Here is a 17269-nt window from a genome sequence, read left to right on the forward strand (position 1 = left end):
TTACAATTTTTGCTTTTTATTTAGTTGGATTGATTTTTTAATTTTGGTGTCAGTTTCTTCGGGTGTATTTTTAACAACTTCATCTTCAAATAAAATTCTTACTGATGGCGTATACGAATCATCATACTGCCCACTTCGTACAGAAATAATAAATGCAGCAAAGAAGACCAATGCTACAATAATACTTATCGTAAGCAATAAATAAATAACACTCATACCTACCTGAATTCTCGCGTAAAACTACATTGGTTAAAAATTTCAAAAAATGACATATGTCAGGTTTATTAATTAATTAATTTTTTTTCCTACAACATTCGTGGCGAGGGTAGCAAAGGCCACAATGCTAATTGAACTTAACGGCATTAAAATAGCTGCAATCACCGGCTCTAACTGCCCTGTCACGGCAAAATAAAGCCCCACTATATTATACATTAAAGAGAGTACAAAACACAATTTAATAATTTTTATAGCCTTCTTAGAAGCTAAAATATAATTGTTAAGGTTTTTAAATTTAGTAGCATCAAGAATTCCATCACATGCAGGAGAAAAAACATTTATGTCTTCCGAAATAGCAAGACCCACATTGCTTTGAGCCAGCGCCCCTGCATCATTCAAGCCGTCTCCTACCATAAGCACATTTTTATCACTGGCTTGAAGTTCTTTTATAAACTCCAGTTTATCTGTTGGTTTTTGATTAAAATACATAGGAGTTAACTTTGGCAAAAGCTTTTCAAGCCTCTTTTTTTCTCCGGCATTATCTCCTGAGAGCACTGCCAAATCCATATGGCGCCCCATTTTATTAAATACTTCTGAGACCCCTTCCCTATAATTGTTATGAAAAACAAAACAACCTTTATAGGTGTCATTTGAACTTATGTGAACAGAGGTATTATTATAATCAGTTTGCTGTTGATGCCCTACAAAATCTGCCGATCCAACTTTTACCTCGCTATTATCCTTAATACCATGCACACCTTTCCCGGTATATTCTTTATAGTCATCAAGAGTTTCTATGTCGTACTCCTTTAAGAGACTGTATAATGATCTGCTTAAAGGATGATTTGATGCTCTCAAAGTGTTTTTTAGCAGGGACTCTTCTTCTGCAGATAGCACCATACCTTCATAACTGATTGTATTGGAATGAGCCGTGGTTATTGTACCTGTTTTATCAAAAATAGCAGTATCTAATCGCGCCAATTTCTCTATGATGCTGCTATCCTTGAGGTAGAATTTCTTACGTCCAAATATTCGTAACATATTTCCAAGAGTAAAAGGTGCAGCGAGGGCTATTGCACATGGACAGGCTATGATAAGTACCGCGGTGAAAACATTTAAGGCCTTACTGCTATCATGGAACATCCAGAAAGAAGCGGCTACAAAAGCTATCATCAATACAGCTATTGTGAATCGTTTTCCTATGCTGTCAGTTAAAGTCTGGAAAGGGGTAGACCCTTCTTTTTGGAATACAGAATTACTCCAGAGTTGCGTCAGATAACTTTGAGAAACGCTTTTTAGTGCTTCTATTTCTATGGCTCCAAAAAATTGTCGCCCGCCAGCAAATACTTTATCACCCGAGTTTTTTTGGACAGGCTCTGATTCTCCGGTTACAAAACTATAGTCTATTTGACCCTTGCCGCTGATTAAAATGCCATCAACAGGAATTAATTCCTCGTTCCTTATTAGTAATCTGTCGCCGCTTTTTATGTCGTATACCTGTACGGTCTCCTCATTTCTTTTATTATCTATTCTGGTGACCGCAATTGGAAAATATGACTTATAATCACGTTCAAAGGAAAGGAAAGCATATGTTTTTTGCTGAAAAAACCGACCCACAAGCAGAAAGAAAATTAAACCGGTAAGACTATCAAAGAAACCTGATCCAAGATCAAAGAATATTTCAAAACTACTGCGAAGAAACAGAACCAGAATTCCAAGGGCAATGGGAACGTCAATGTTAAGAAGTCCGGAACGAAGACCTTTGTAAGCCGAAATAAGATAATCACTGCCTGCATAGAAAACTACGGGAAGCGAAAAAGCAAACATCAGCCACCTAAACAACCCTTTGTATTGATCTAGCCAAAATTCCCCTACTTCAAAATATTCGGGAAATGACAGGAACATAATATTCCCGAAAGCAAAACCGGCCACCCCGAGTTTGTACAGGATACTTCTGTCTATTTTACTTTTCCTTTTTTCATAATCATCAAGTGAGATATAGGGTTCATACCCAATTCTGGCCAGAACAATAACCAGTTCTTTTAATGAAACCAGTTCCCGGTTATATGTTATTCTAACTGTTTTTTTGGGAAAATCTACCTGGGAATTGGTAATTCCCGGATGTAATTTTTTCAAATTTTCGAGTACCCAGATGCATGAACTACAGTGAATTCCGGGGATAAAAAGATTTACTATTTGATTTGTTCCGTCATCAAATTCAATTAGTCTCTGAGCTATGTTCTCGGAATCGAGAAAATCGTATTTTCCTTCAATTTCCAAGGGAGTAGATCCTGCAGCAGATTGAAGATCATAGTAATAAGAGAGATCATTAGTTTGAAAAATCTCATAAACCGTTTTACAGCCGTTGCAACAGAAATTTTTATCGTCAAATACTATCGCTGTGATGTTACAATCATCACCACAGTGGTAACATTTAGTCATATTCTAAAACATTTGCTTTATACCTGAATGCGAAATTCAAGTAATTTACTTAAAATATATATGATAATTGTCACCTTTTCAATAATTTTGTTTTAGTCTAAATTAAAATCCATGAGTTCTGAAAATAGGTGCGAGAATTGTATAATTCGTCAATTTAATTCTTTGAGGGCTATGAGTAAGGAAGAGTTAAAGCAGGTATCGGATTCAAAGACTTCAAAAACGATAAAAAAAGGCGAAGCGATTTTTGAAGAAGGTGAAAAACTGAATGGTGTTTTTTGCGTTCGGGAAGGAGTTTCCAAACTATCCAAGTTAAGCTCTAATGGAAAAGATCAAATAGTGAAGCTGGCTACGAAAGGCGAAGTTATGGGTCAACGTTCTGTCATTGCCGAAGAGACTTCCAATCTTAGTGCTGTTGCCGTAAATGATATGGAACTTTGCTTTATCCCCAAAGAAGTTATCGTTAATACCTTACATAAGAATCCCGATTTTACATTTGAAGTCCTGCGTCTGATGGCGCATGACCTTAAGGAAGCGGATGATGTGATTGTAAATATCTCCCAGAAAACCGTAAAACAACGTATTGCAGAAGCCTTCATTTATCTCAAAGCAAATTATGGTGAGGATGCCGAGGGCTTTTTAACCCTCAGTTTATCCAGGGAGGATATAGCCAACGTGGTTGGGACCGCTACAGAATCCTGTATCCGAATAATTTCTGAATTTAAAAAGAAGGGCTTGTTAAAGAGTTCAGGCAAGAAACTGGGAATCCTGGATGAAAAGAAATTAAAAGATCTTGCTGAAGGATTTTAACTGAACGCCTTTAAAGTCCCACCCTGGCCTAGATGGGAGCCTGTCATTACAGATAAGGGATTTAAAAACCTGACATATATCATTGTTTCCACCTATTCACAGGTTTATTTTTACACCGTTATTTCTTGAATCAGGTGTATGAAAAATATATTATTACCAACGGATTTTTCAATGAACTCCTTGAACGCTGCAAAATTTGCAGTTGATTTTTTCGAAGAGGAAGCATGTACGTTTCATCTTTTAAACACTTATACTCCTGCTATTGTTCACAGCCGTTTTATGGCTGCTACTATTCATGGTGGCTTGCTGGAAGATAATGTTAAATCAGAATCTGAACGGGGTTTGGAAGAACTATTGATTCAAATGAATACCTATGACAAAAATCCGGAACATCATTTCAGGTGTGTTTCTTCATTTAACCTGCTAACTGAAGAAATCAAAGAACTTGTGGAATCAGAAAATATTGATTTTATAGTAACAGGTACCAAAGGAGCATCTGGCTTTGATGAGGTTTTCTTAGGAAGCAATACAGTTAGAATAATAAAAGCTGTCAGAGATTGTCCGATTCTGGTAGTTCCCGATGAATTTAAGTTTGAAAAGCCTGTTGAAATTGGTTTCCCGACAGATTTTAAGAGAAATTTTAGCTCAGAAGTTTTCGAACCTGTTGTTCAATTAGCTTCGAAGTTTGGAGCAAGAATTAATATCATGCATATCAATGAGGAAGAGAAATTGAGCAAATATCAAAAATCTAATAGGGATATTTTGTTGGAGTATATATCTTCCACTCCATATAGACTACATAGGATGCCATATTTTGCCAGTAAATCTGATGTGATCGAATTCTTTATAAAGGAATATGGAATACAAATGCTCGCATTAGCTCACTACCGACATGGATTTTTAGAAGAACTGGTTAAAGAGCCCGTTGTAAAACGCATTGCCTTTCATGCTCAAATTCCACTCCTGGTATTGCCGGATTAATCCAAGAATATTTGTTAACCTATTACCCATGAAGGGTTAACATTTATTTCCTTATGGGGTAGTCTTCATAGAAGTCTTCAAATGTTTTGGAAGTTTTATAGTTATCCGTCAGCACTTTATAGACCATATAAACTATCATTATTTGTCCCAGAACCGTTAGATAAAAAACCCAACTAAAGGAGAAGTTCATAGTGGCCATTATAGTCACCATAATTAATAAAATGGTAGTTGCACCAACCCAGAACATAGCAGTAGATTTCATTTTTTGTTTTAAAATTATTTAAAATTACTAAAGGACTGTGTTAATACAATTATAAATCCATACTATATCATTGAAGCCAGAATCTATCTTCGGCAGGAATATTCTTAAGTCTACCGAGATCCAAAGGATTATAGTTGAGCATATTAAACAAATACCAAATGCTTGAGGAAAGAGCCGGAGTGTTTGGAGCATCTTCCCACAATAACGAAGCACCATAACTGGTACCTGCATTAGTTACATAGGGGATACCAAGGGAGTTTAGCTCTGCTGAATTATTCATTTGAGCTTTCTGTAGTTCCTTAAGAATACTATTTGCTTCATTTCCCAAGTTAGCTTCTTTAAATGCTAAGGCCATTTGTGCTGTGCCCTCCAACCAAATGACATCTTTATCCTCATCAAAACAATAACCAGAAATTTCTTGGCCACTAAAACTGGCGACCTGTGTGTTTATATATCTGTCTGCTTTAAAAAGTACTTCTTTTGGGAAGTTTTCAAAAATTAAATAACCAAGTGAATGCAGGTCCATCGCATAGTAATGAGCTTCATTTTCAGGCCATGCCACAAGTAGATTTTCATTGCTATCCCAGCGTTCCTGGCTAAGATAATTCAATATGCCCTTATGAAAATCATCATATCCCTCCACCGCATTATACGCCATTAAAATACCTTCCGTAACCTTGTGTATTTGTGTTCCATCTTCATTATACCCACCCCAAAGACCGCCATCTTCATCTTGTAAACTCCTGAACCAATTTTCCAATAATTCACTCATTTCGTTATACTTGGTATTTCCGGTTATATAGTGATAATTGTTAAGAGCTATTAAAAGCCAGGCGTTATCTCCCAGCCAGGTTCGCCTGCCATTGGAACCATCACTGTTTCTTAACTGGAAAAACCCTCCATTATTCTGGGTAAATTCTGAATAGATTCGGTCATTAAAATAGTCAAAGACTGCTTCTGCCTTATCAATTTCTCCTTCCGCCATGAATGCCAAAGCCGCCAGGGAATTGTCATATAATGAGACGTAATCTGTTCTTTCGGAACTTGTCAGTAATCCATTGACAAGTTGCATATTCTCAATCCATTCAGCTATTAGAAAAGTTTCGTTTACTAATTCTCCATCTGAATTGTCCTCAGGCAAATCAACAATGCCATTTTCAATGAGTATCAGATCTTCGTATACTTCAGTAGTATCATTTGTACAAGAGAGCAGTAAAATTCCCAGGATTGTATAAAAAAGTAACTTGTTAAGCATGTTGTCAGTGGTTTAGGGATTTGGGGAAATCCAATCATAAAATTAATACGCATTTACCGGCCTTTAATTTATTTACGACCAATGAAAGGTTTGTCCGACAAGTACCTATGCTAAGCACCTTTAATCCTGTAAATGTGTTTTTTGACTTAAACCAGGTCTATTTATCAGGGTTAAAAAACATCGACGAACGGTAATAGATTACATATTTTTGTAATAAATCATTTTATGAATCTTCCCGATTCTACAAAAAAAAGAGTTGTCATTATAGGCGCCGGTTTTACCGGGATTTCCCTGGCTAAGAAACTCAGAAACTGCCCCTTCAGGTTGTTGTTATTGATAAACACAACCACCATACATTTCAACCCCTATTGTACCAGGTATCTACCGTAGGTTTAGAACCGGATTCCATAGCATATCCTATCAGGAAGATTTTAAAAAAACTTCGTAATTTCTATTTCAGACTAGCTACAGTTGAGAAAAACGCGATGCCCATTAAGAGTGTTTCAGATGCCTTAAATATCAGAAGTCTAATGCTCCGGAATTTTGAATTGGCCGATAATAGTCAGGCCCTTTAAGTCAAAAACATAAAACCCCTAATAATAGCAACTATTTTAGAATCCTTTTATATCTTTGTAGTGTTGTGTTGTGCATCATTTAATAGGATGCATATGTGTAGATACCGATAGATTCGGTTCATGCCAATGAAAGGCTTTCCAATTTGGGAGGCTTTTTTTGTTTAGCTTATCCCCTTAATTAAGGCATCAGGAAATTACCGGATATTTATCGCCCTATATTTTACCAAACCTTCAATTTATCGTAATTTTAGGGTTGACTTTTAAAGAGATATCATCATGCCATTATATCACAAATTAGGAAACATACCGCATAAAAGACATACCGTTTTTAAAAAGAAAGATGGTAGTTTACACTATGAACAGTTATTTGGGACTATTGGGTTTGACGGGATGTCCTCTTTAATGTATCATTTGTACAGACCAACTATGGTTAAAGAGGTTGGTAAGACATTGGATATTTCTCCCAAAGCCGCAGTTACTTATAACATAAAATCCAGGTTACTGAAAGGTTTTCAAGTAGTACCTGAGGATGATTTTCTGGAAAGCCGCAAAGTGGTACTGTTTAATAATGATGTTCACATCGCTCTGGCCGCTCCTAAAACATCTATGACAGATTACTTTTATAAAAATGCGGATGCAGATGAATTGCTCTTTATACATAAAGGAAAGGGAATCCTGAAAACAATGCTGGGTGAAATTGCGTTCTCCAATGGGGACTATATTTTAATCCCTCGCGGAATGATCTATCAAATTACTTTTGAAGGTGCAGAGAATAGATTATTTATTACGGAATCCTATCATCCTATTTATACCCCAAAGCGCTATAGAAATTGGTTTGGACAACATTTAGAACATTCACCTTTTTGTGAACGCGATTTTAGACTTCCACAAAATTTAAAGACCCATGATGAGTTGGGAGATTTTTTAATAAAGGTAAAGAAGCAAGGTCAACTACACCATTTAGTTTATGCTTCTCATCCATTTGATATTGTGGGCTGGGATGGTTATAACTATCCGTATGCTTTTTCTATACATGATTTTGAACCTATTACCGGGCGGGTACATCAACCCCCGCCTGTCCATCAGACTTTTGAGACAAGTGCCTTCGTGGTATGTTCCTTCTGTCCGCGCCTTTACGACTATCATCCCCAGGCTATACCGGCACCCTACAATCATTCAAATATTGATTCCGATGAGGTTCTTTATTATGTTGAAGGTGATTTTATGAGCCGCAAAAACATTGATCAGGGATATATTTCTCTTCATCCGGCAGGGATCCCTCATGGCCCGCATCCGGGCACTTATGAAGCCAGCATAGGTAAAAGCGGAACCGAGGAATATGCTGTAATGGTAGATACGTTTAAGCCGTTGCAAATCACTCAGTTGGCTCTTGATATTGATGATGGAAATTACTATCAGTCCTGGTTAGAGTAAGGCAACTTTGTGTATAATAAAATGAAGCAGGCTTGCAGCCAGTTTGGCCGTTTGATCATCCTTATCATAGGTTGGATTGAGCTCTGCCACATCCGCACTTATTAATTTATTTGTTGTGATTAGTGTATCCAATACCACAAGAGCAATATCTATCGAAAAACCCATAGGGGAAGCAGCGCTAACACCAGGTGCAAAAGCCGAAGAAAACCCGTCTAAATCAATGGTCAGGTAAACAAAATCTACTTCCTTACAGAACTCATTAATTTTATTAATTACATAAGATGTATTCTGCTTATGAAAAAGTTCGGCCTCAATATATTTTACGTCCCATTCACGCGCCCTTTGGAATAACAGCCTGTCATTGGCATCATTTCTTATTCCCAGGCATAAGTATGATAAGTCCAAATTACCATCCTTAAAAGAGTCCATTCCAATTTGATAAAATGGGGTGCCGGAATTATTGCCGTTTTCATTAGATCGCAGATCAAAATGGGCGTCCAGGTTTACAATCCCTATTTTTTGATCATTTCCGACAAATTCCCTGATCCCGTTGAAATGGCCATAAGCCATATCATGACCTCCACCTAACAATAATGGCGTGCCTTTATTACTTAAAATCTGAGCTACTTTATTAGCTAATATGCTTTGGGCATTCTCCATATCATCTCCTATGCATATTACATTGCCGGCATCAAAAACGGCAATGCTTTCACTTAAATGGTGCGGCAGTTTGGCCAACTGTCTTCGGGCAGCGCGCGGACCCTCTTTTGTCCCCAGTCTTCCCTTGTTTCTCTTTACACCTTCATCGCATTCATAACCCAGGAACACAAAACTTTTTTCTTCTGAGACCGGTACATTCTGAAGCTCCAGATCAATTTGAGTTACTTTTTGGTAAACATATAAATCCTGATCGGTCTTTCGACCTGTCCAAATATTCTCATCTGTTGGTTTGTACAAATTCATTCGATCATTCAAATAAGCCATCCAATATTTTCTCAGCTACGAGATTTGGCAATGTTACTTTCAAATTAGGACTTCGTTTCATTTCTCTTTTAATAGCGAATAGTGCTTCCTTATTTCTGGCCCAGCCTCGGCGTGATATTCCGTTATTTACATCGTAAAAAAGCATATTTTTTAATCGTTTATCGGCTTCTTCCGAACCATCGAGAACCATCCCGAATCCGCCATTGATTACTTCACCCCAACCAACACCACCGCCATTGTGAATTGAAACCCAGCTTGCTCCCCTGAAACTATCCCCAATTACATTGTGGATTGCCATATCTGCCGTAAACTGGCTTCCATCATAGATATTGCTGGTTTCCCTGAAAGGGGAATCTGTGCCGCTGACATCATGATGATCCCTTCCCAGGACTACCGGGGCAGAAATTTTCCCGGAACCTATAGCGGCATTAAAAGCCTCAGCTATTTTGATCCTTCCTTCTGCATCAGCATACAGGATGCGAGCCTTTGAACCTACTACCAGATTATTAGAATCTGCTTCACGAATCCACTTGATATTATCCTGCATTTGTTGTTGAATCTCTTTGGGTGCCGAGCTACTGATTTCTTCCATCACCCTTAGAGCTATTTCGTCTGTTTTATGCAGATCTTCATCCTTCCCGGAAGTGCACACCCATCTGAACGGGCCAAATCCAAAGTCGAAACACATCGGACCCAAAATATCCTGAACATAAGAGGGGTATCTGAAATCGATCTTATTTTCAGACATTACATCGGCTCCTGCACGGGAAGCTTCCAGTAGAAAGGCATTTCCATAGTCAAAGAAATAGGTTCCTTTTGCCGCATGTTTATTTATTGCCAGTACCTGTCGGCGTAGTGATTCCTGCACCTTCTCCTTAAACTTTTCCGGATTTTCAGTCATCATGATATTCGATTCCTCAAAGGACAATCCGGCCGGATAATACCCTCCTGCCCACGGGTTATGCAATGAGGTTTGATCGGAACCGAGATGAATAAATAACTTTTCTTCATAAAAACGTTCCCAGACATCAACTACATTTCCCACATACGCAAGGGATAAAATTTCGTTATTCTTTTTTGCTTCCCGGGCCCTGGCAATAAGGGTATCCAGACTGGTATGGAGTTCATCCACCCAACCCTGAACATGTCTCTTAGATGCTGCAGCCTCATTTACTTCTGCACAAACCGTTATACAACCTGCAATATTTCCTGCTTTGGGCTGAGCACCACTCATGCCACCCAAACCTGCTGTCAGGAAAATTTTGCCCGTAGGCGATTCAGACTTTGCCAAAACTTTTCGGAAAGCATTCATTATGGTAATGGCCGTCCCATGGACGATACCCTGGGGACCAATATACATATACGAGCCCGCGGTCATTTGACCGTATTGCGTTACTCCAAGGGCATTAAATTTTTCCCAATCATCCTGACTGGAATAGTTGGGAATCATCATACCATTGGTGATCACAACCCGAGGTGCTTCCTTTGAAGAAGGGAATAGTCCCATTGGATGCCCGGAATACATATGCAGCGTTTGTTCATCCGTCATAACAGCCAAATATTGCATGGTGAGCAGGTATTGCGCCCAATTCTGAAAAACGGCTCCATTGCCTCCGTAAGTAATTAATTCTTCGGGATGTTGTGCTACTTCAGGATCCAAATTGTTTTGGATCATTAGCATTATAGCGGCAGCTTCCGGGATTTTAGCCGGATATACTGTAATTGGCCTCGCGTACATTTTGTAATCGGGTTTAAATCGATACATATATATCCGTCCGTATATTTCCAATTCCCTGGCGAATTCCCGGGACAACTCTGCATGCCATCCCGGTGGAAAATAGCGAAGCGCATTTTGTACGGCCAATTTTTTTTCTGCCGGACTTAATATTTCCTTTCTCTTAGGGGCATGGTTTAATTCAGGAATTCGTTGTCTTGGTGCAGGCAAATCTTTGGGAATACCTTGTAAGATAGCATCATTGAAACTTAGATGTGTTTTGGTGCTTTTCATCTTTCCTGTGAGTTATGTTTGTCATAAATCAATTTTCCATCCTTAAAAACCATACAAGGTTTAAAAGCCCCCTGATTATAGAGCACTTCATTATAGTTAGTGGTATGAAATAAACTAAAATCAGCAAGAAAACCCGCTTTTAATTGACCCCTGTCGCTTAATTTCAGTGCCGCTGCTGCGCGGTAGGTAATTCCTGCCAATACTTCCGCATTTGTCAATTTTTCCATCGTACCCAGGACAGCCGACTGCGTAAGCAGGTCGCCCATGGGTGCAGAACCAGGATTGTGATCACTGGCGATAGCCAAAGCACAACCGGCATCCAGAATTTTCCTGGCAGGAGTAAAATCACAACCTAAACCCAATGAAGCCCCCGGTAGGGCTGTGGCTATCACATTACTTTTACCCAACAATTCTATTTCATGGGCAGAGCTGGCCTCCAAATGATCGGCGCTTACAGCCTTAAATTTAACGGCAACCTCACTACCCCCAACTGAGAACTGATCTGCATGTATGGTGATGTCAAAACCCATTTCAACTGCCCTGGAAAGGTACGGTGAGATTTCTGTTGGACTAAATGCCCCGGATTCAATAAAAGCATCAATCCGGTTTGTCAATTTCTCTTTAACCAGAATTGGAAAAAGCTGTTCACTAATTTCAGTCAGATATGCTGTCTTATCCCCTGTAAAATCCTTTGGGTGCATATGAGCTGCCAAACAGGTGGAAACAAAATTCAATGGAAATTGTTCACCGGCTTCCTTAATGGCCCGTAACATTTTAAGTTCTTCTTCTACAGTTAGGCCGTAACCACTTTTTACTTCTATGGTGGTAACCCCATTTTTAAGATGCTGTTTAGCCCTTTTGAGAATGCCTTTAATGAGTTCTTTTTGGGAAGCTTTTCTGGTCTGAATTACCGTATCCCATATACCGCCGCCTTCTGCTGCAATTTGTAAATAGGTTTTACCGGCATTTCTCATAGCATAATCCCTGGCCCTGGATCCGCCAAAACATATATGCGTATGAGAATCCACAAATCCGGGCATGCAAATATGATTACCTTCTAACCGAATCATATGAACATTCAGATTTTCTACCTCGGATAGGAGTTTCTTATAAACATCAACTTTTTTGACAAGTCCATCAGCATAAAGAATTCCACCATTTTCAATGATATGAAGCTTATCATCAGAGAGGGGACCTTTTAACGACATTCCTGTCATGGGGATTATCTGGCTTAGTGGTCCTATAAGAGTTAGCTGTTCCATATTCATTAAAAGTTTTCAAACTCTTCTGAAAAAGTTGTTTGTAAGGAAAGGTTTTTTCGTTCACAAACCTGGTTTATACAATCTATTATGGTTTGGTTTCTTACCATTGCTATCCCTTGCTCAATATCATCTGCAAAAACCCTGTCCTTTTTGGCGAACGCCACTTTTTCACGAACTTTCTTATGAACTTCATCAAGGAGTATTCCGGATTTCAGGGGTTTTCTATATTCAAATGCCTGGGTGGCGGTTAGCAATTCAATAGCTAATATTTTTTCCAGATTGTCCAGGACCTTTAAAGCTTTTCTTGCTCCGATAGACCCCATACTTACATGGTCTTCCTGACCCATTGAAGTAGGAATACTGTCTGCACTGGAAGGGAAACAAAGCCCCTTGTTTTCACTTGCCAAAGCCGCTGTGGTATATTGGAGGATCATGTACCCCGAGTTTATCCCTGTATCTTCCATGAGCAACTCAGGCACCCCGGGACTATTGCCTTCCAGTGCCAGGTAAATACGCCTGTCTGAAATATTGCCAAGCTCTGAAGCGGCCAAACATGCATAGTCCAAAGCCATTGCAAGAGGTTGCCCATGAAAATTACCCCCACTAATGGTTAGCTCTTCATCAATTATAATGGGATTATCTGTTACGGCATTGAGCTCTATCAGCAGCAATTCCTTGAGGTGTAGCCAAGAATTTCTTGAAGCACCGTGTACCTGCGGAATACAACGGAGGGAATAAGGATCCTGCACTCGTTCACAATCAATATGATTTTCCATTATTTCAGAACCTTTAAGGAGTAACTTTACCCTTTCGGCTACATGAATATTTCCTTTAAACGGCCTCAGATTGTGTAATTCCTTGTAAAATGGTTTGATTGAACCTTGCAAGCCTTCAATCATCATGGCCCCAATAATATCTGCATGTGAAAGGCAATTGTGTAATTTTTCCAAGACCTTAATGGCATGTGCAGTTATAAATTGTGTGCCATTGATTAGGGCTAATCCCTCTTTGGGACCAAGTTCCAGTGGTTTCAGTCCGGTTATTTTAAATAATTCTTTGGTGTCAATTTTTTTATTTTCAAACAGCACTTTGCCATAACCAATGAGCGGTAAAAAAAGATGAGCGAGGGGAGCTAAGTCACCTGAGGCGCCAACCGAACCTTGTGAGGGCACAACAGGGATAGCATCATTTTCTATATGCCAAATTATTCTTTCCAAAGTTTCTTCTGCAATACCAGAAAACCCTTTGGCCAGAGAATGGATTTTCAAGATCAGCATCAGTTTTGCTATTTCAGCTGCTATTGGCTTTCCAACACCTACACTATGACTCTTCAGGATGTTCGTTTGTAGTATTTTTGTTTCTTCTTTGGAAATATTTGTGGTACATAAAGGGCCAAATCCGGTATTGATCCCATAAACGGCTTCTCCATTTTCAACGATTTTTTCAACGGTAAGCTTGCTTTTACGAACCCTTTTTCGGGCAGTATCTGATAGTTTTCCATGAATTGCCCCTTTTGCAATAGCCAGAGCGATACTGCTACTTAGTTCTTCTTCGCCATACAGAAATGTATGAGTTGATGAAACCATTATCTAGTATTTTAGTACTATAAATGTATTCATTAAGTTTTAGAAAACAGGAATTGAACCGCTACTTTAATTATAATACCAAATCGTAAATATAAATTTTAACTTTGCCCGACTAAAATGTTTTGAATGGTATTAGATTTAATTAAAAAAAGGCGATCTATTTTTCCGGCCCAATATACAGACCGGGAGATAGCAAAATCAGATATTGAAAAAATCCTGGAAGCTGCAAATTGGGCGCCTACTCATAAAAAAACAGAACCCTGGAGGTTCAGGGTTTTTAGAGGAAATGCTAAAGTTGAACTGGGGGATTTCCTTGCAGGGAAGTATAAGCAAACGGAAACAAACCCAAAGGCATTTAAGGTTAAAAAACTCAGGGAAAATCCGGCGAAGTCTGCTGCTGTTATAGCTATTTTTATGCAAAGAGATCCAAATGAAAGCCTTCCGGAATGGGAGGAAATAGCAGCAACTTCAATGGCTGTACAGAATATGTGGCTTTGTTGTACCGAAATGGGAATTGGATGTTACTGGAGTTCTCCCGGGTTGATAAAATATATGAATGAATTCGTAGATCTTGCAGACGGGGAAAGTTGCCTCGGGTTTTTATATATGGGCTATTACAGCGGAGAAATACCTGCAGGAACAAGAAACCCCTATCAGGATAAAGTGGCCTGGTATGATTGAATCCTAAAATAAAAACGGAAATAGCCCCTCTTTATACTCCCAGGTTTTAGCTATAAAAAGACCCATATAAATAATGGTCACCACGAATTTTAAAAAAGTTCCTGAGAGAAATCCAATAAAAGAACCAAAAGCTGCTTTAAGTGCAGTTTTATTATCGGCCTTGTTAATAAACTCTCCGATTAGCGCCCCCATAAAAGGCCAAAAAATGATGCCAAAGATCCCAAGGATTGGGAAAAAAATTGCCACCAGTAGCCCTACCACGGTGCCGATCATTCCGGCTTTACTTCCACCAAACTTCCTGGTACCAATTGCCGGGATGATATAATCTAAAGCAAAAACAATTGCTGCAATTGCAAATGTGATCCCCAAAAACCACCAATCATTCGGTACCGCCCTGGTAAGCACCAATAAAAGCAGGCCTATCCAACTTAAGGGGGGTCCGGGTAATACCGGTAAAAAACTCCCCAATATTCCGGTTAGCATAAAGATAAATCCCAGTAAGAATAAAGCTATGTCCATAAAAACTATTTCCTATAAGGCGAAGATAATGGCTATTTGTTACAGTAAATTAGCAATAAAGGGATTTTTTGTTTTTAAAATCATAAATATTAAACTAAATTCTGCAGAATTAAAGAAACAAATTATTCAGGCCTGTTATTCAAACCTTTATGAGAATTTCTGTCACTCTTCTACTTTTCTTTTCGATCCAATTTGGCAGTGCACAGAATTCCTTTATGAAAAAAGCAGACAGTCTCTATACCATTGGCTTTTATTCAGAGGCCATTAATCTGTATGCAAAAGTTAATTCACAAAGCGCAAGTATTCAAATAGCAAGATCATACAATGCTATCGGAAGTTATAATAAAGCAATATTACAATACTCGGATATAATATCTAAAAATGATGCTTCACAGATCGCTAAATTCGAACTAGCCAAACTATTTCTTAAACTCAAAAAATTTTCGAATGCCGTTGTCCTATTTTCAGATCTGACTCTGGATCAAGCATCTAATCCTGAATACAATTTTTATTTGGGAATGGCCCAGCTAGGACTAGATGATAGCAAAAAGGGGATTCGATCTTTTAAAACCGCTTTTTTAAAGGATAGCACTCATTTGCGTAGTATTTTCCAGCTAAGCAAATACTATTTGGCTCAAAATTTTCCTGATTCTGTATTGTTTTATGTTTCAAAAGGACTCCGGTATTATCCGGATGATGTAAGCCTTATCAACCTAAACGCATTAGCTTTATATAATGATAATGATTTTGAAAATGCCATTCCACTATTTGAAAGACTGATCGATATGGGAGAAAGTCAGCCATATATAATTGAGAAGCTCGCATTCAGTTATTTTAAGACGTGGAAATTACCTGAAGCAAAACAAAATTATTTTCTACTTCTGAATTATGATCAGGCCATCAGGGAAGCACTTAATGGTTTGGGAAATACCTATTGGCGTGAAAAAAAACTAGATAGTGCTGCTTACTATTTTAAAAAGTCTATTACCGAACAAAAACCAAATCTGTTAAATGAATATACTGCCTTGGCACAATTAGCCAGGGAGCAGGACAAATTAGAATTGGCGATGAACTATTATAAAAAAGCATATTTGGAGGATGCTGGTAATTCACACGTTTATTATCAGATATGTGTTCTTGCCGATCAACTCTATAAGAATCCTAAAATTAAACTGGAGTACTATCAAAACTTTTTAGAAAAGTTTGGTATGCAAAGAACCTATTATTCAGAATTTGCAAGAAAACGTGTAGCAGAGTTAAAAGAAGAAATTCATTTTGCGGTGGATTGAATTGCCCGAAAAAGTCGTAATTTTCCGCTAAGAATACAGCTTATATGAGGAAGTTGCTAATTTTGATTTGTCTTTGTCTGCTATCTTCTTGTGATTTGTTTTTTTGATGATTGTGATGAGACAGCATCTAAATATGAACAGAGAGCATGCTTTGAGAATACATTTCTGTTACATTTTTCGGAGATTTTACAGGAATTCGAATTTATTCTGGATACCACTGTTGATGAAAAGGTATATGTAGATTTCCTTGTTGATAAAGAAGGAAAAATCACTGTTTTAAATATTGAAAAAAACAGTATCATACAGGAACAGATCCCGGAGTTTGACGGGATTATAAGTCGCTGTTTAAAAAGTTTACCCGGGTTACAGCCAGCTTTAAAAAGGGGAATCCCTGTAAATACGAAATTCAGAATCCCCATTAATTTAAATTCAGCCTAAACCAAGTATTTTGCAAAACGAGAAAATAATATTGGGGATTGATCCCGGAACGACCATCATGGGCTTTGGGATTATCAAAGTGACAGGGAAGAAAATGACGTTTATTCAAATGAACGAATTAATGCTTAAAAAGTATAGCGACCCTTTTACTAAACTCAAACTTATTTTTGAACGGACTATAGAACTTATAGACACTTTTCATCCGGATGAAATTGCCATTGAAGCCCCTTTTTATGGTAAAAATGTACAGTCCATGTTAAAACTTGGACGGGCAAATCCCTATCACGGAATATATGCCCAAGAAAATTAAAATGGCTATTACCGGTAATGGTAATGCCAGTAAAGAGCAGGTAGCGAAAATGCTTCAAACTACCCTGGGATTAAAATCACTCCCTAAAAACCTGGACAGCACAGATGGTCTGGCGGCAGCAGTTTGCCATTTCTATAATGAAGGAAAAGTGGATGCAGGTAAAAGTTATACCGGATGGTCTGCATTTGTAAAACAAAATGAAGATCGGTTAAAGTAAACA

At 38.3% G+C, this 17269-nt stretch carries 15 protein-coding genes and 2 pseudogenes; 8 read left to right on the forward strand and 9 right to left on the reverse strand.

Going from position 1 to position 17269, the window contains the following annotated elements; all coding sequences use genetic code 11:
• Entirely contained in the window at positions 1 to 216 is a 216-nt protein-coding gene (ccoS, locus tag Q0X77_RS06065; RefSeq protein WP_297794560.1) for a cbb3-type cytochrome oxidase assembly protein CcoS, read from the reverse strand.
• A 72-nt stretch (positions 217 to 288) separates the two neighbouring features.
• Positions 289 to 2658, reverse strand: a complete 2370-nt coding sequence (locus tag Q0X77_RS06070) for a heavy metal translocating P-type ATPase metal-binding domain-containing protein (protein ID WP_297794562.1) — start codon at positions 2656 to 2658, stop codon at positions 289 to 291.
• A 111-nt stretch (positions 2659 to 2769) separates the two neighbouring features.
• On the opposite strand from Q0X77_RS06070, the gene Q0X77_RS06075 reads away from it, so the two are divergent.
• Complete coding sequence (locus Q0X77_RS06075) at positions 2770 to 3465, forward strand: Crp/Fnr family transcriptional regulator (protein ID WP_297794565.1); 696 nt, start codon at positions 2770 to 2772, stop codon at positions 3463 to 3465.
• Between the two features lie 138 nt (positions 3466 to 3603).
• Positions 3604 to 4446: a universal stress protein gene (locus tag Q0X77_RS06080; protein ID WP_297794568.1), complete on the forward strand. Its 843-nt coding sequence runs from the start codon at positions 3604 to 3606 to the stop codon at positions 4444 to 4446.
• A gap of 43 nt (positions 4447 to 4489) precedes the next feature.
• Here the strand turns inward: Q0X77_RS06080 and Q0X77_RS06085 are convergent, their stop codons facing one another.
• Both Q0X77_RS06085 and Q0X77_RS06090 read right to left on the reverse strand, forming a co-directional pair.
• A complete protein-coding gene (locus tag Q0X77_RS06085; protein WP_297794571.1) occupies positions 4490 to 4708 on the reverse strand; it encodes a hypothetical protein in 219 nt (72 codons plus the stop codon).
• Between the two features lie 67 nt (positions 4709 to 4775).
• The gene (locus tag Q0X77_RS06090) at positions 4776 to 5963 is read right to left on the reverse strand and encodes a hypothetical protein (protein WP_297794574.1); all 1188 of its coding nucleotides are present in this window, start codon (positions 5961 to 5963) and stop codon (positions 4776 to 4778) included.
• Positions 5964 to 6188: 225 nt separating this feature from the next.
• On the opposite strand from Q0X77_RS06090, the pseudogene Q0X77_RS06095 reads away from it, so the two are divergent.
• Positions 6189 to 6517 (forward strand): annotated as a pseudogene (locus tag Q0X77_RS06095) (FAD-dependent oxidoreductase); the annotation flags it as partial.
• A gap of 297 nt (positions 6518 to 6814) precedes the next feature.
• On the forward strand, positions 6815 to 7972 hold the full coding sequence (locus Q0X77_RS06100; protein ID WP_297794577.1) for a homogentisate 1,2-dioxygenase: 1158 nt from the start codon (positions 6815 to 6817) through the stop codon (positions 7970 to 7972).
• Here the strand turns inward: Q0X77_RS06100 and hutG are convergent.
• The 4 genes from hutG to hutH are packed head-to-tail and all read right to left on the reverse strand — an operon-like array spanning position 7964 to position 13812.
• Complete coding sequence (gene hutG / locus Q0X77_RS06105) at positions 7964 to 8935, reverse strand: formimidoylglutamase (RefSeq protein ID WP_297794580.1); 972 nt, start codon at positions 8933 to 8935, stop codon at positions 7964 to 7966. The genes Q0X77_RS06100 and hutG overlap by 9 nt on opposite strands.
• 4 nt (positions 8936 to 8939) lie before the next feature.
• The gene (locus Q0X77_RS06110; RefSeq protein WP_297794582.1) at positions 8940 to 10964 is read right to left on the reverse strand and encodes a urocanate hydratase; all 2025 of its coding nucleotides are present in this window, start codon (positions 10962 to 10964) and stop codon (positions 8940 to 8942) included.
• Complete coding sequence (gene hutI / locus Q0X77_RS06115) at positions 10961 to 12226, reverse strand: imidazolonepropionase (RefSeq protein WP_297794585.1); 1266 nt, start codon at positions 12224 to 12226, stop codon at positions 10961 to 10963. The genes Q0X77_RS06110 and hutI overlap by 4 nt, the downstream gene beginning before the upstream one ends.
• 5 nt (positions 12227 to 12231) lie before the next feature.
• Positions 12232 to 13812, reverse strand: coding sequence for a histidine ammonia-lyase (gene hutH / locus Q0X77_RS06120; protein WP_297794587.1), 1581 nt, complete (start codon positions 13810 to 13812; stop codon positions 12232 to 12234).
• A 126-nt stretch (positions 13813 to 13938) separates the two neighbouring features.
• On the opposite strand from hutH, the gene Q0X77_RS06125 reads away from it, so the two are divergent.
• A complete protein-coding gene (locus Q0X77_RS06125) occupies positions 13939 to 14493 on the forward strand; it encodes a nitroreductase (RefSeq protein ID WP_297794590.1) in 555 nt (184 codons plus the stop codon).
• Between the two features lie 3 nt (positions 14494 to 14496).
• Here the strand turns inward: Q0X77_RS06125 and Q0X77_RS06130 are convergent, their stop codons facing one another.
• Positions 14497 to 15012, reverse strand: coding sequence for a DUF456 domain-containing protein (locus tag Q0X77_RS06130; protein WP_297794593.1), 516 nt, complete (start codon positions 15010 to 15012; stop codon positions 14497 to 14499).
• Between the two features lie 215 nt (positions 15013 to 15227).
• On the opposite strand from Q0X77_RS06130, the gene Q0X77_RS06135 reads away from it, so the two are divergent.
• From Q0X77_RS06135 to ruvC, 3 genes and pseudogenes are all read left to right on the forward strand, one after another.
• A complete protein-coding gene (locus Q0X77_RS06135) occupies positions 15228 to 16301 on the forward strand; it encodes a hypothetical protein (protein WP_297794595.1) in 1074 nt (357 codons plus the stop codon).
• A 90-nt stretch (positions 16302 to 16391) separates the two neighbouring features.
• Positions 16392 to 16739 carry a hypothetical protein gene (locus Q0X77_RS06140; RefSeq protein WP_297794599.1) on the forward strand — a complete coding sequence of 116 codons (348 nt, stop codon included), beginning with the start codon at positions 16392 to 16394 and terminating at the stop codon, positions 16737 to 16739.
• A 10-nt stretch (positions 16740 to 16749) separates the two neighbouring features.
• A pseudogene (ruvC, locus tag Q0X77_RS06145) lies at positions 16750 to 17266 on the forward strand (crossover junction endodeoxyribonuclease RuvC).
• Positions 17267 to 17269: the final 3 nt, after the last annotated feature.

Origin of the sequence: uncultured Eudoraea sp. (assembly GCF_947258925.1) — a bacterium.
Taxonomy (GTDB): Bacteria; Bacteroidota; Bacteroidia; order Flavobacteriales; family Flavobacteriaceae; genus Eudoraea.